General features: G+C 41.6%; 15 protein-coding genes and 1 pseudogene. 5 read left to right on the plus strand and 11 right to left on the minus strand.

What is annotated here, in order from left to right:
• Positions 1-570: protein translocase subunit SecF (gene secF / locus WBM49_RS08520; RefSeq protein WP_424371630.1), on the plus strand; the 570-nt coding region annotated here is incomplete at its 5' end.
• 56 nt (positions 571-626) lie between these two features.
• Here secF and WBM49_RS08525 read toward each other — a convergent pair.
• The 6 genes from WBM49_RS08525 to WBM49_RS08550 all read right to left on the minus strand — a co-directional run bounded on the left by WBM49_RS08525 (position 627) and on the right by WBM49_RS08550 (position 6764).
• The gene (locus tag WBM49_RS08525; protein ID WP_424371631.1) at positions 627-1004 is read right to left on the minus strand and encodes a hypothetical protein; all 378 of its coding nucleotides are present in this window, start codon (positions 1002-1004) and stop codon (positions 627-629) included.
• Entirely contained in the window at positions 1001-1381 is a 381-nt protein-coding gene (locus WBM49_RS08530) for a hypothetical protein (protein ID WP_424371632.1), read from the minus strand. The genes WBM49_RS08525 and WBM49_RS08530 overlap by 4 nt, the downstream gene beginning before the upstream one ends.
• Positions 1382-1419: 38 nt before the next feature.
• Positions 1420-2658, minus strand: coding sequence for an ATP-binding cassette domain-containing protein (locus WBM49_RS08535; protein WP_424371633.1), 1239 nt, complete (start codon positions 2656-2658; stop codon positions 1420-1422).
• Between the two features lie 122 nt (positions 2659-2780).
• Positions 2781-5291, minus strand: a complete 2511-nt coding sequence (locus WBM49_RS08540) for a TonB-dependent receptor (RefSeq protein WP_424371634.1) — start codon at positions 5289-5291, stop codon at positions 2781-2783.
• On the minus strand, positions 5281-6192 hold the full coding sequence (locus WBM49_RS08545; RefSeq protein ID WP_424371635.1) for a FecR family protein: 912 nt from the start codon (positions 6190-6192) through the stop codon (positions 5281-5283). The genes WBM49_RS08540 and WBM49_RS08545 overlap by 11 nt, the downstream gene beginning before the upstream one ends.
• A gap of 47 nt (positions 6193-6239) precedes the next feature.
• Positions 6240-6764: an RNA polymerase sigma factor gene (locus WBM49_RS08550; protein WP_424371636.1), complete on the minus strand. Its 525-nt coding sequence runs from the start codon at positions 6762-6764 to the stop codon at positions 6240-6242.
• A gap of 129 nt (positions 6765-6893) precedes the next feature.
• On the opposite strand from WBM49_RS08550, the gene WBM49_RS08555 reads away from it, so the two are divergent.
• The gene (locus WBM49_RS08555) at positions 6894-7958 is read left to right on the plus strand and encodes a hypothetical protein (protein ID WP_424371637.1); all 1065 of its coding nucleotides are present in this window, start codon (positions 6894-6896) and stop codon (positions 7956-7958) included.
• 95 nt (positions 7959-8053) lie between these two features.
• Positions 8054-8530, plus strand: coding sequence for a hypothetical protein (locus tag WBM49_RS08560; RefSeq protein WP_424371638.1), 477 nt, complete (start codon positions 8054-8056; stop codon positions 8528-8530).
• Positions 8531-8631: 101 nt separating this feature from the next.
• Here the strand turns inward: WBM49_RS08560 and WBM49_RS08565 are convergent, their stop codons facing one another.
• The 5 genes from WBM49_RS08565 to folE all read right to left on the minus strand — a co-directional run bounded on the left by WBM49_RS08565 (position 8632) and on the right by folE (position 12611).
• A complete protein-coding gene (locus WBM49_RS08565; RefSeq protein WP_424371639.1) occupies positions 8632-9126 on the minus strand; it encodes a DUF192 domain-containing protein in 495 nt (164 codons plus the stop codon).
• 23 nt (positions 9127-9149) lie between these two features.
• Positions 9150-10106, minus strand: a complete 957-nt coding sequence (gene lgt / locus WBM49_RS08570) for a prolipoprotein diacylglyceryl transferase (RefSeq protein ID WP_424371640.1) — start codon at positions 10104-10106, stop codon at positions 9150-9152.
• 108 nt (positions 10107-10214) lie between these two features.
• A complete protein-coding gene (gene yidD, locus WBM49_RS08575) occupies positions 10215-10436 on the minus strand; it encodes a membrane protein insertion efficiency factor YidD (protein WP_424371641.1) in 222 nt (73 codons plus the stop codon).
• The gene (cysS, locus tag WBM49_RS08580) at positions 10433-11914 is read right to left on the minus strand and encodes a cysteine--tRNA ligase (protein WP_424371642.1); all 1482 of its coding nucleotides are present in this window, start codon (positions 11912-11914) and stop codon (positions 10433-10435) included. Before cysS ends, yidD begins: the two co-directional genes overlap by 4 nt.
• 16 nt (positions 11915-11930) lie before the next feature.
• A complete protein-coding gene (gene folE, locus WBM49_RS08585; protein ID WP_424371643.1) occupies positions 11931-12611 on the minus strand; it encodes a GTP cyclohydrolase I FolE in 681 nt (226 codons plus the stop codon).
• A gap of 141 nt (positions 12612-12752) precedes the next feature.
• Between folE and WBM49_RS08590 the strand changes: the two genes are divergently transcribed.
• Positions 12753-14558, plus strand: coding sequence for a T9SS type B sorting domain-containing protein (locus WBM49_RS08590; RefSeq protein ID WP_424371644.1), 1806 nt, complete (start codon positions 12753-12755; stop codon positions 14556-14558).
• A gap of 126 nt (positions 14559-14684) precedes the next feature.
• Positions 14685-15401, plus strand: a pseudogene (locus WBM49_RS08595) (T9SS type B sorting domain-containing protein); the annotation flags it as partial.

A 15401-nucleotide genomic window follows, 5' to 3' on the forward strand; every position in this document is an offset into this window, starting at 1 on the left:
GGGGTAATGAAATACCGGAAGGTAGGGCCAACCATTGCAGATGACATCAAGAAGAATTCGGTTTGGGCCATTTTTGGGTCGCTCGCGGTCGTGTTTTTATACATCTTGCTGCGTTTCCGCAAATGGCAATTCTCATTGGGAGCTGTTGTAGCGGTTTTCCATGACATCCTGATAGTTCTAGGCGTCTTCTCCTTTTTCAGTCCGTATATGCCTTTTAGCATGGAAATAGACCAGGCATTTATCGCGGCTATACTAACGGTTATTGGATACTCCCTGAATGATACGGTGGTAGTGTTCGACAGGATACGTGAAATTGTAAACGAAAAAGGGTTTAATTATGGGATCAATACCAATTTGGCATTGAACAGTACGTTAAGCAGAACCTTAAATACCTCCTTAACCACACTTGTGGTATTACTCTCTATCTTTATTTTCGGAGGAGAAACCCTACGAGGATTTATGTTTGCGATGATCATCGGGATCGTAGTAGGTACTTATTCTTCCCTGTTTATCGCTACACCAGTGATGTACGATACCTTGAAGGAGAAAAAAACAAAGCCTACAAGTTAATATAACTTCTACTATTAAATAAAAAACCGCCCAAATAAGGCGGTTTTTTATTTAAGTTAGGACAACAACCACTTTTTGGCCTCCCGTTTATTGCGAAAAAGTTTCATATCATAACCGTATTGGATCATTGCATTTTCAATAAACAAAAGACGATTAAACCTATCTTCATCCGGGACCGCCATAGCCAGCTTATAATCAAGGTTCCAACCCAAATTATTGGCATTTTCCACTAAGGTAAAGGAGGTATTTATTTTATAAACTCCTTTAAAATAAGATATAACCAAGGCTTTCTTTCGCTTCTCGCGTTCGCATAATGCTACGATTTTAGTCCATCTGGCCATGGCCTCCTCCTTTTCTACCTCCGGATCTATAACGCCATATAAGCGTACTTCGAGGTAGTCTTCAAACACTTCATGTTCTATTCGGTTTTTCATAAAGTGAAGAGCCATTTTTTTGCTTCACGTTTTTTTTTGAAGAGTTTCATTTCATACCCCAGATTATTCATGGCAGTTTCTGTAAAAGCCAGGTGTTGAAACTGTTGTTCATTTTTGACTACTACAGATAACTTATAATGAGGCATCCAGCCGAAGGAAGCAGCTCCATCTACCAGACTGAACTTTGAAGTAATGGAATGTTGTCCCCGGAAGTCAATGAAGGCAAGAATTAAGTTTCGGTCTTCACTTTTACATATTTTAGCTACTTTAGACCAGCGCTCAACAGCTTCCTGAACTTCTTTCCCCGGAATAATATCGCCTTCGACGTGTACTTCTAAATACTCGGGATGCACCCTATGTTCTATGGTATATGGCATTTAGAAGCAATTTATAAGAAAAATACGCAATTCAAATATCACTTCAAAACATTTCCCTTAGATCCCTTTTCTGTGGGGAGTAGTTCCAGGAGATATTGAGGACATAATCCGGGCTCCTTTCTGTGTGAGACAAAAACAATGGCGGTAGAACTCTCTTTCCCCAATTTGTTCACCAACCTAACAACCAATTCAGCAGAAGCGTCATCAAGGTCTGAAGTAGGTTCGTCCAGGATCAGCAATAGAGGTTGTTTTATCATGGCTCTGGCGCACATTACCAAACGTTGTTGCCCCTTACCAAGATCATGGAAATACCTATCCTTCTTGTCTTCCAATCCAAGGATGGACAACCAGGCAGCAGCCAGTTTCTTTTGAGCGTCCGTTGGTTGAATATACAGCCCAATAGAGTCGACCAGCCCTGAGATCAGCATATTCTCTACCGTATGATAGCCCCTGAAACGGTCCGTAAGGGCCGGGGTGACATAGCCAATTTGTTTTTTAATGTCCCAGACACTCTCGCCACTTCCTTTTTTCTGGCCAAAAAGGAACAGATCTTGTCCGTATCCCTTGGGATTATCGCCGGTAATTAAGGAAAGCAGCGTTGTTTTACCGCTCCCATTGGGTCCTTTTAATTCCCAAAAGTCGCCGGGAGCGATCCTCCAGTTGATCTCATCTAAAATGGGTTTGTCCTCATACGATACTGAGACTTTGCACAATTCTATCAGTGTTGGGTGATTATACACACTTTTTTTGTTCGAAGAAGGCAATGGTTGATCAAAATTATGGGGATTATCTAGTGGTGGCTTTTTAACACCGGGTACAGTTTCTAACAATTGAAGATGATACTCATGCCAGGAGGCATAGTGTTCTATAAAGGGTAGGAGGTCAGAGCTTCTGCTCAATACCTGAATGATGATCACTGAATTTCTAATGGCTTCGATGGTTTCCACAAAGTACTTCCTGCTTAGCGCATCCAGATTGTCGAAGGCATTATCCAGGATCATATATTCCGGGTTTTGCGATAAGAGATGGGAAAACAAGGCTTTTTTACGTTCTCCGCTAGACATACTTTGCAGGCTTTGGGCCTTGTTTTTAGTCAGTATTTTCTGATCGTGACGCAGTTCTTCTTCTATAAAACGAGCTATCTCAACGGTTGAGAAAAGTACACCCTTCTTATGCTCCAGGATTTCAAAACCCTTTGGGTAGGGGCCGTGAAGAAACGAGTATAAGAGTTCTCTTACCGGTGTAGAGGTTTCTGTAAAGATGGCCCAGTGTGGCATATTTACAAATTAAATTAGGTGCAACGAATTTTAGCAGTAATAATTCCAAATATAAGCCTTCAACCAGAAGTATGTAATGCAGAATAAAAGTATTTCGCTACAAAATCTATTAAAGATTTTAATTAAAAGTGAAGTTTAATTACGGCATTAGGAGTTATGCCAAGTGAATTTTGTATGAATTCAGTAGTGCCTCCCAACCCATTATTGCGATAATAATTGCTGATGGTATTTTCCCTGTCCAAAACATTCCATATGGAAAATCCTAACAGGGCTTTAGAGTTGTTACTAACTGTCAACTGATAGAGTGCCGAGACATCTACCCGCATATAATCCTGAAGAAGGTCCGTGTTACTAGGTCCATAATTGACGGTATTATTTACGATTGGAGCAGTGGCATCTGGTCTAGTGGTTGGTCTACCCGTACGCCAGTTCCATCCGGCTGCTACCCGTACTTGGTTTAAATCATAACTCAACCCAAGAGTAACTGCATGCGTAATATCATAATTACTTGGAAACGAAGTTTCGGGTAATGAGTTAAACTCATAATCGGCATTTAAGTAGGAATAACTAAGCCACGTACTGGCAGCTTTAAATTGCCTGCGTACCAAAAAATCAATACCACTGGCATTATAACTGCCTATGGCCTTAACAAATTCGTATTGATTCTGAAACCCCTGACTTTGTGCTGTGATCCCTTCCACTTCCTTGTAGAATCCAACGGCATTGAACAGCCAGCCAGCCTTGTTGAAGCTCAAACCCGCAGAAGCTTGTTTGCTCGATATAACGGGTATGTCTAGGTCATTTGACAATTGCCAACGCCGCTTTTCGATCCCTAAGAAGTCATTTTGAAAATTAATCACCTGTGAGGTGTATTGGTGTTTAAATTCACCCAGAATTTCTACGTTAAACCACTTTAGAAAACGTTGATTGAAGCTTAACCTAGGCTCCCAAAGTTGCTGCTCCAATTTGTCCAGGTAGTTAAACCGCACGCCAATATTCCCCGTTGTATTACGATTTTTAGAAGTATAGCCAAGCGATGTAAATCCGCTGTGAACCCTCATTACATCACCATTTAGTCGTATAAAAATAGGATTGTCCACATCATCCAGGTTGGTAACCTTGGTTTCGGTAAAATGGTAGCCATTGGTCCACTGAAACAATTCGTTCAGGAGATATCGCGAGCTTATCCGTACCCCGGTTTCAGACACCTTGTTTTCCTGCAGAAAACGCTGATCATTTTGAATATTCGCATTAACGGCCCGTAATTTATAATCGGTATTATATACCTGTATATCTGTCCGTATCTGATCATTCCATTGCCTCTGATATTGAAATCCCCCTGCAATAGTACTTTGGTTAAGACTGCTTTCACGGGTTAAGGAAGCGCCACTAAAATCGGCGTTTTCATTGAAGACCAATTCATTGCTGGCATGGATAAAATTTAACTGCAACTGATCTTTTGATGTAGGTTGCCATAGCCACCTCATAGACGTATCATAAAAATCAAAGGTTTTATCCGAGTTGAGTACATTTACCGAGTTGTTCTCCAATTCGGTATCCTGAGAAATCCTTGAAAAATAGGCAGCGTAGGTAGGACTTTCCACAAAATCGCTAATTGCCTTTCTCGCAGCTACCTGTATGGAAGACCGTGTGCCAAGGGGAGCGTCAATAAAGCCACTTACGTCTATAAAATTTATCCCCAGTGAACCATTAAATTCCTCATTCAAAGTGTTTTCAGTTTCCATGGAAATTGTCCCGGAGACACCATCACTATAGGAGGCGGGCGTTCCATTCTTTCGAAGTGTTACATTTTGTGTAATCATGGGATTAAACATAGAGATCAGTCCAAAAAAATGCCCTGATTGATACATTTTTATACCGTCCCATAACAATAGATTCTGATCATTAGTTCCTCCTCGTATGTTGATGTCAGAAACCGTTTCATTGATACTCTGTATTCCCGGAAATGCCTGAACAGATTGCAATACATCTGTTTCCGTAAGTCCCGGTAATATGCTGAATCGATCAAAATTAATGCGATATGAACCATCACTGACCTGGTCTATACCCCTGATAAGATAATCGTACAATACAATTTCTGTTAGTTGAAATTCTTGCGCGATCATAAAAACATCGCCACAGGAACCTGATTTAAATAAGCCTGCCTGCCGCTGCAAGGTTCTGTAACCCACAAACCGGATGTTGATTATGTCTTCATTCCCGGCAACAGAAATTTCGAAATACCCGTTTTCATCCGTGATGACCGATTCAAGACTACTTTGGATGGTGGCAAAAGGCAAGAAATTTTGGGTATTCTTATCCTTTAAGTAGCCACAAAGCATGGCAGTAACTTTTTTTATTGAAATAAACCGATTGGGTAAAATTGAGAATTCCAGTCCTGTTTTTTCAGTCAGGTAGGCCAGTATTTCTTCTATTTCCCAGTTCGCATCCGGAGGTAACAAACTAATATCTGCGATGGTCGTTGAGGCATAATTGAAGCGGTAGCCATAGGTGGTCGACACGTTTTCCAGAATATTGAGCAAGGGTATGGTTTCTTTAACTTCCTGAGAATAGCTTTTAAGGGCAGACCACAAAACAAGAAAAACAATAAGGTAGGCTGCTTTAATTTTCACGGGTAGTCAGTATGACTTCATTATTATCAGTGATTACAAAATTGAGGTCCATTGGTTCCGCAATAGATTCCAAGGCATTTTCAAGGTTGTCATGAACAAAACCACCTGTAAAGAGAGCTTCCACAGGGACCCCTTTACGGACTATTTTTACCTGATATTGTCGTTGAAGTTCTTCAATGACTTCAAGAAAAGGTACTTGCTGAAAATCACTTACGTTGTTAATCCATTGAGGGTTTCTGTAGGTGGTTTTATTTACATATAGTTTCCCATTGGATAAGCGCAATCGGCCACCCGCTTTCAATACTTCTGAGTAGGGTCCTGTATCGACTCGTACACTGCCTTCATAACACACTACTTCGAAGGCCGCACCCCGTTGTTTTACATTGAACTCTGTACCGAGTACAGTAATGGTACCTGAGGAAGTAATAACATTAAAAGTGGCTCCCTTTGTTACGTCGAAAAAAGCTTCTCCGGAGAGGTTTAAGGATCTCTTATTGACCCACTCTTTTTTGGAATATTCTATTTCGGATGAGGCATTCAGGACCACTACCGAGGCATCCGGCAATTCAATGGTAGTTTTTTGGCCAATGAGCGTTTCTACCCTCACGTTTGTGTTAAAAAGGAAAAAGTAAAACAGCGCAAAGCCAATGACAAATACGCTCGCTATTCTCATAATCCAGGCACTATTGATCAATTTAGAAGGAGGCGCATTTTTCTGCGAAAGCCGTTCCTTCAAAACATCAAAATCAGCCACCCCGGAAAACGAAGAGGCTTTAAAAGATGAGGCATGATCAACGATATCCTTGTAAAATGGATAGTCATCCATTTCCTGAAATGCTGCCATTTCAGCATCGGACAAGGTTTCATTGAGCCATTTCTCCAGCAAGGTATTTTTATCCATAATGTGCCTTCTTACTTATATAACAACTATCCGGTACTTTCTCCTGATTATTTTATTTTAAAATTATCCAGTTCTGTTTTCAGGAGGGTAAAGGCAGAGTAGATGCGATATTCTACTACTTTACGGGTAACCCCTAACTGTTCTGCAATTTCTTCGTGCTTTTTTCCTTCCACTTTGTTCAGCATAAAAGCCACTCGCTGCTCTTCCGAAAGTTTGGTAAGAGCCTGCTGGTATTTTTTAAAATACTGTTCCTTTTCCATAAGGAATTCGGGATTTTCATTGGTATACTGCTGTGGTTTTTCCTGTTGGTAGCGAAGCACTACTTTCTGGTGTTTTATATCATTCAACACCATATTATTGGCCACTTTATAGAGAAAACCCCTGGCTTTGGAAAAAAGTACCTTCCTGCAATTTTCCCAAAGTTTTATAAACGCATCCTGTGCTTTATCACCCGGATTACTTTGTTCTCCGTATTTGTAATACAGATAATCGTGCAATTCTTTTGCGTATTTGTTGTACAAGCTTTTGTAGATATGCTCCTCGCAAACATTTTCATGTAGGTCTTTTGTCAAAACATTTTAATTATAGGTCCGTTAAATGTAAAAAATAAATTTCTTTAAAAATTTTCAGGAGAAATGAAAACTTAGTTGTTTTAGTTGTAAACAGTTTAATCTAAATCTTAGTATGCTATGCAAAATTTAATGAAAATTTTATCCCTAGTACTGGTGGCCACCCTTCTGGTAACCTCCTGTAGAAAAGAAGAGTCCGTATTGATCGAAGGACCCCAAAATGAAACTCTAAAAGCAAATTCTGCCGTTGCCAACTTAATGCAGAGAACCGCGATGAAGGATGGTTCTGACGACAACATTGTAGATGGTGCCAATTGTTTCTCCGTAGACTTCCCATTTACCGTGGTGGTTAACGGGATGGAAATCACTGTTACCTCAGAAGAAGATCTGGATACCGTTGAAGATATTTTTGATGAGTTCGATGATGATGACGATACCCTGGAAATCTCATTTCCTGTTACAATTATCCTAAGCGATTTTAGTGAGGTGACCATTAATTCAGTGGAAGAGTTTGAGGATTTTGCCGATGAATGTGAAGGAGAAAATGAGTTCGACGATGATATTGAATGTATAGACATTAAGTATCCCATTACGGCTTCTATCTTCAATGCCAATAACGAATTAATTGATACCATCACTATTTCTAGCGATCAGGAGTTATACCAATTTTTGGACAATTTGGAAGATGATGATATTGTGAATGTAGATTTCCCTGTAACACTGATCTTATCTGATGGTACTGAAGTTTCAGTCTCTAATCTGGACCAGTTGGAAGATGTGATCGATGATGCCGAAGACGATTGTGATGAAGATGATGACTATGACTACAATGACGATGATTGTGATAATTGCTCTACGGAACAGTTAACGGATTTCTTAACAAACTGCGATGGATGGATGGTAGATGACATTAGACGCAATGGAATGGATCTGGAAGATCAATATGAAGGATACACCTTTACTTTTGATACCGATGGGACAATTACCGTAGATACGGGTAGTGAAAGTATATCAGGAACCTGGGAGAGCAGTGGTGCTGGAAATAATATTATTGTAACTATCAGTATCCCTGATCTTACAGATTTTAATGGGGATTGGATGCTGCACGAAGTAGAACAGGAAGAAGGAGAAGTAATTGTGGAATTGGAGTTGGAGAATGATGATGAGTTAGAATTCCTAAGTAACTGCAATCCATAATCTGAAAGTACCATAAAGGGAAACTCAGATTTCTAACCAGGAATCTGGGTTCTCTTCAAATGTGAACACTAATAACAATTAAACATTGAACTAAGATGAAAAATACAATCTTTACTATTACATTAATCCTAGTTGGGTTAATTGCAACTTCCTGTTCATCGGATAGTTCCGATAACAACCTCAATACCGCAGAATCTTTACAGGCCGTAACTGATTTGGCATTATCCGGGACCTGGGTCATTAGTAGCTTTATAGAATCTGGCACGGATGAGACCGATGACTTTACCGGCTACGTCTTTACTTTTAATTCGGATGGGAGTTTGGTGGCAGATAACGGCACTATGACGGTTTCGGGAACTTGGTCTGTAACAAGCGATGACAGCAGCGATGATGACGATGATTACGATAGCGATGATGATATAGATTTTAATATCTTCTTTGCTGCCCCACCAACTTTTGAGGAATTAACAGAAGACTGGGATATTGTCTCCCGTTCTGCTTCTCGCATAGAGTTGATCGATATCAGTGGAGGTAACGGAGGAACTGATACGCTCACTTTTGAAAAGAATTAAATAATGCTATGGATTAGAAAAATTACAGGCATCTAATTCGATTGCCCCTCAACAAAAGAACGATGTTTGTATGATAACTGCCCCATGGTTGGGGCAGTTTTTTATTTTAACCTGGTAAAGGTAATTTTATCCCGAGGGGTAAGTTGCCAAAGATCTGCAAGGCCCGCATTTACCTCTAAAACATACATAACCGGTACCTCAGAAGGTAAGCTCTGCTCGTTTAGCGGTTGTGCGTTTTTGATGATACTGGCCACTTTCAGATCCTCATCAATATAAATGATATCTAAAGGAAATTTGGTGTTCTTCATGTAAAAGCTATGATAGGCCACATCCGGAAAAATAAACAACATCCCCTGCCTGTCTTCCATAGAATTGCGGTACATCAACCCTGTTTGGGTCTCGTAATCTGTCTCTGCGATCTCAATATCTAGTTGGATCAGGAGTGAATCCGTGTCAGCTCTATAGATTTCAAGATTGCCTTCTTTTGTAAAGTTTATAGGGGCAGTGGTAACGACCTTTTTGGACTCTTCCTTACAGGAGAATACAAGTAGCCCAATGGCCATGCAAAGACCAATTTTCAGAATAATTCTTTTCATAAAAAGGGATGTAACAAATTGCATTACGCCTTTTGTGGTTTAAACATAAAGTAAAAACCTACCAGTATAAATGGGATGCTCAGCCATTGGCCCGTTGAAAGAAGCCCTAAGGATTCTTCAAACCCACCCTGACTCTTTTTCACGAATTCCACAAAGAACCGGATAGTCCATAACAGCACCAGAAAAAGGCCAAAGAGATACCCCGCCTGATTCTTTTTATCGGTTTTCCAATACAGAAAATACAAGATCAGGAAAACAAAGATATAGCATACTCCTTCGTATAATTGGGCAGGATGCCGGTAGGGAATTGCTTCCAGGTATTGTGCAAATGCAGGTTTGTTTTCGAGTGCCTTATAGGCTGCATTGACAGTGTTTTCCTTCGTTATCCGAAGGGCAGCAGAGGCCGGCATATCGTCCGAATCACGTACAAATCTGGTGGCAAACAAAAAGGTTTTATCAACGATCTTTCCATTGATCTCAGAATTAAAAAAGTTCCCCAGGCGAACACAAAACGCTCCGATAGATACCGGGATCACTACCCGGTCTAGTATCCATAACATCTTAAATCCTTTGTGTTTCCTACAATAAAGATACATCCCTATAATGATCCCAATGGCGGCACCATGGCTGGCCAAACCGGTAAATCCGGTAAACTCATACCCATTGATAAACCCAAACAACGCACTGCCTGCTCGTTCCCTGATTGGGAGTAAGATCTCTACCAGATGGCTGGAATAGTATTCCCAGTCGTAAAAGAACACATGGCCCAGACGCGCCCCTAACATGGTGGCTACTACGGTATAAATAAAAAGGGAATCGAGTTCCTGTACCGTTTTCTTTTCATTGAGGAAAATCCGTTTCATGATGTACCAACCCAGAGCAAAGGCGATGATCCAAAGCAGGTTGTAATATTTTATCTGAAGAAATCCTATTTTAAAAAGGGTATCGGCCGGATTCCAGTTTATTTCTAATAAATACATAGAGGTGTTATTTGCGCGACTAAGATACATAAATTGATAGAGAGGAAACACCTCTCAAAAAGCCTAATCTTATAAAAAAATGATGACAATAGGTAAGTTTTATAACAACTAGGGAACAGGGTCATAACCACTGCCTCCCCAGGGGTGGCAACTAAATATGCGTTTTATCGCGAGCCATCCTCCTTTGAATAAGCCGTGCTTTTTCAAGGCTTCCAGGGTGTATTGGGAACAAGTAGGGGAGTATCTGCAACTCGAAGGCGTGTAGGGTGAAATTAGTAACTGATAGGCTCTTACCAGAAATACAAAGGGGGCTATCAGAATCTTTTTCATGAGATACTAAAGGTGGTTCCTTCCGTTCCATCCTTTAATTGGATACCCATGGCAGCCAATTCATCCCTAATTTTATCGGAAGTGGCAAAGTCTTTGCCTGCGCGTGCCTCGTTCCGTAGCTGTATCAGGAGAGAAACAACCCCTGAAAGTTTGTCGGAATTAGTAGTTAGCTGTTCCTGGGATTCCAGACCCAACACATCAAAAACAAAGACCTGCATTGTTGAGGTAAGCAACTCAAGATCAACGGCAGAAATACGTTCTTTCCCTTCCTTGATGAGATTTATATATTTCACCGCCTCAAAAAGTGTAGCAATTAAAATAGGCGTATTGAAATCGTCGTTCATGGCGTCATAACAACGTTGCTGCCATGCTTTAATATCTAGTGTAGAGGATGAGCTTTTTTCCAGACTTTCCATCACCCTTAAGGCCTCCATAAGCCTGAAATAACCTTTTTCTGATCCCAGCAGGGCCTCGTCACTAAGATCTAAAATGCTGGTATAATGGGCCTGCATCATAAAGAAACGCACTACCGATGGAACAAAAGGCTTGCTAAGTATCTCATTGTCTCCGGAGAAGATCTCGTTGGGCAGTATATTGTTTCCAGTAGACTTGGCCATCTTCTTCCCATTCATGGTTAACATGTTGGCATGGAGCCAGTAATGTACCGGACTATGCCCGTGAGAAGCTTCACTCTGGGCGATTTCACATTCGTGATGCGGAAATTTAAGATCCATTCCACCCCCGTGTATATCGAAGGTTTCTCCAAGGTACTTTGTGCTCATGGCCGTGCATTCTAGGTGCCACCCCGGAAATCCATCGCCCCAGGGGGAGGGCCAACGCATAATATGCTGAGGTTCTGCTTTCTTCCAGAGGGCAAAATCCTGAGGGTTCCTCTTTTCGTCCTGAGCGGTTAATTCGCGGGTATTGGAAATCATATCCTCCAACTTACGCCCGCTTAATTTCCCGTATTCGTACTTCTCGTTGAATTTCTTTACATCGAAATACACAGAACCATTGATCTCATATGCATAGCCCTTTTCAAGGATATCTTTGATGATCTCTATCTGTTCAATGATATGACCGGTAGCTGTGGGTTCTATACTGGGTGATAGAAAATTAAATTTTTGTAAGATGTTGTGAAAATCTACTGTATAGCGTTGCACCACCTCCATAGGTTCTATCTGCTCTAAGCGTGCCTTCTTTGCGATCTTATCTTCCCCGTCATCGGCATCATCAACCAAATGCCCGGCATCTGTGATGTTCCTCACATAGCGAACCTTGTAATCGAGATGTCGCAGATAGCGGAATATCATATCGAACGACATAAAAGTACGGCAGTTCCCCAGATGTACATTGCTGTATACGGTAGGACCGCAGACATACATGCCCACATGTCCCTCATTGATGGGTGTAAAGATCTCTTTCTTCCCGGAAAGTGAATTGTAAACTTTTAGAACTTGATTTTTATAAAGGGCCATTAGGGGTAAAGATCACTTAAAAACTGGTTTCCAGGTTAATGTATTCTAAAAATTCCTTGCGTACACCTTCTTCTTTAAAACGCCCTCCGTATTCTGCCGTTACGGTGCTGCTGTCTACATCGCGGATCCCCCTGGAATTTACGCAAAGATGCTTGGCATCTATGACGCAGGCCACATCTTCCGTGCCGAGTACCTTTTGCAGCTCCCGAACTATCTGAATATTCAATCTTTCCTGTACCTGAGGCCTTTTGGCAAAATAATCCACAATCCTGTTCATTTTGGAAAGTCCAACCACCGTTCCTTTGGAGATGTAAGCAATATGGGCCTTCCCTACTATGGGTAGCATATGGTGTTCACAGGTAGAATATACGGTGATATTCTTTTCAACCAGCATTTCACCGTATTTATACTTATTCTTAAAGGTAGACGATTTGGGTTTTTTATCTGGATGCAGGCCACTAAAGATCTCATTGACATACATTTTGGCAACTCGTTTTGGGGTACCGTTTAGGCTGTCATCATCAAGATCTAGTCCAAGGGTCAGCATAATATCGCGTACGCTATCTTGAATTCGTTCAATTTTCTCCTGGTCTGTCAATTCAAAGGCATCGGCCCTCATGGGGGTGTCCTCAGCAGAAGAAACATGATCTTCGCCAACTGCTTCAAAATGTTCTTCCAAAGTACTCTTTATTTTCATTTTCAACTCACTTAATCAAAGGGCAAAGATATACATAAAATGGCACTTAACGCGCTGTTTGGGGCCGTACACAACATAAATTAGTGTTAAGGAAGCTGGTCCCGTATTTTTAGCAAGTATGATGTTAAGGGGTACGATGAAATGAGAATACCTGCAGGTTTTCTGTGCTTTTTTATGCTGCTGACCTTTTCAGGGGTTTCAGCACAGGTGGCTGACGATTGCCTTAACGCCATTCCCATTTGCAGCAATACCCCTGTAAACGGAGGCACCTCAGGGTATGGAACAGACGATTTTAACAATGCACCTAACAGTGGATGCCTGGAACCTACCATTACGGGCTATATAGAATCAAATTCGGCCTGGTATCGTTTTAGAACATCAGCTACGGGGCAATTAGGTATTAATATTGGCTTTGACTCCATGGAAGATTGGGATTTTGCTTTATACCAAGCATCCGATTGTGCTACCCTTGGGGATCCCATCCGCTGCAACTTTTTTGACAATAGCGATGAAGATACGTACATGGGGGTGGGGGAAGATCCAACCGGAAATACCACCAATGTACAATACGAAGATTGGATACAGGTAGCGCCGGGCGAAGATTACTATCTCCTGATCAATAATTTTAGCAATAGCAATTCCGGATTTTCCATACAATTTTCGGGTCAGATTTTTGAAACCAACCCAAATGACGCACTAGACTGTTCCATTATCAATAATTTGCTGGGAGCGCCCATAGCTGCCTGCGATAATGAGACTATAGTTTTAGACGCAACAACAACCAACGCCCTGGGATATACCTGGTATAGTGATACGGGAAGTGGGTATCAGGTTTTAATGGGAGAAACAGCGGCAACTTTGTCCGTGACCGCTTCTGCCCTTTACCGGGTGCAAGTGGCTATGCCTGCCCCCCCTAATATTATCAGCGAGGTTCAGGTAGCATTTTCAGTAGCTCCCACAACCTTTCCCATGGCAGACGAGGCCGTTTGTGTAGAAAGCGGAATTTACGATCTTGCCCAAAAAGATACAGAGGCCCTGGGAATGCAAGATCCTGCAACACATGTGGTAAGCTATCACTCAAGCCTGGCTGATGCCACCAATGGGATCAATGCACTTCCCAAACAATATTCGGTAAGCTCTGGATCTGAAATCTTGTATGTCCGTGTCTCAAGCCTGGAAAATCCAAGATGTTTTGACGCCTCCGAACAGTTCACTTTAGAGGGAGTAATTACCCCAGATTTAATCTTTGAGGATACCATCTATATCTGTGAGAATACCTTGGGAGAACCCATAGGCGAGCTCTTTCCAAATGCGCAATACACCTATTCCTGGGATACCGGAGAAACAACACCCAGTATACTGGTTACTCAGGCGGGGCAATACACCCTTACCGTTGCCAATACTGCTTCTGGTTTAAACTGTGTGGCAAGCAGAACAGTTACGGTAGTAGTTTCAGAGATCCCTGTTATTTCTGAGGTCCTTATAAATGACCTTCAGACCAGCAATACTGTAGAGATCGTAAACGGCGTGGCAGGAAATTTTGAATATCAGCTAGATACAGGGCCGTTTCAGTCCTCTTCCATATTTACCGATGTTAATCCCGGGATGCACACGCTTACTATCAATGACCTCAATGGATGTGGTAGCATATCAGAAACTATAATCGTAGTGGGCTTTTCAACCTTTTTTACGCCTAACGGGGATGGTACGAACGACTTTTGGCAAGTGTTGGGGATAGAGACCTTGCAAGAACCGCTAGTTCAAATTTATGACCGGTTTGGGAAATTACTGATCGTTATGGAAGAAGACTATCTAGGGTGGGATGGAACCTACAATGGAGCCCCCGTACCAGCTTCGGACTACTGGTTTAAAATTTCTTACCTGGACACCAATGATCAAAGAGTAGAAGCCAAATACGTCAACAACCATTTTTCCCTTATCAGATAGCAAAATATTTGAGTCACAGAGATTCCGTTCATCGATTAACGGTCAAAAAAAAGGTTGTAATTATACTAAAACCACCGGCATCTAGTTATACATACTGTTTAACTGTCTTTAGATAGCCCCAACTTTATGCAAAAATACCTGTGCTTTACGGCTATTTTATTTTTTTCGATCATCGGCATGTATGCCCAGAACTCTCCGGATTGTAGAAGTGCCATCCCAGTTTGTGCAGATGCGCCTATTTTCTCGTTTGCTGACGGTGGGGGAGATATAGATGATTTTGATCCGGATGTGATTCGCGAATCTGGTTGCCTTGAAAAAGGTAGCGTAAGTTCGGCCAACATAGAAAATAATACCTCTTGGTACGTATTCCGTGCCGGAACCCGCGGTCAAATAGGGTTCGATATACAGGCCTTACCAGGAACAAGCGGAAGCGTTACGGCAGAATGGGATTTTGCCTTATATGGCCCGGATGTGGATTGTGGGAGCATAAGCAATGGCTCTGCCCAGCCTATACGCTGTAATTATGAAGTAAATGATACAGATTTTACTGGGATCGGAGTTAATCCGGAGAACGGTCAGGTAGGTGCCCCCAATTTAACGGGAAGTCAGAATACCTATGACGATTGGCTTATTGTGGAAGAAGGAGAGATTTACTATTTGCTGATCAATAATTTCAATACCAATTTTGATGGCGATCCCGAACCGTTTTCCCTAACCTTTACAGGATACTCTGTAGATCAGGACCAGAATACTGCTCTAGATTGTACCCTGAGAGATGAATTTGTAGGGTTGGATATCGTAGCCTGTGAGGGCGACCCCGATATTGTTCTCAGTGCCCTGAAT

Source organism: Muriicola sp. (assembly GCF_049669965.1).
In the GTDB taxonomy this organism is placed as follows: domain Bacteria; phylum Bacteroidota; class Bacteroidia; order Flavobacteriales; family Flavobacteriaceae; genus Muriicola.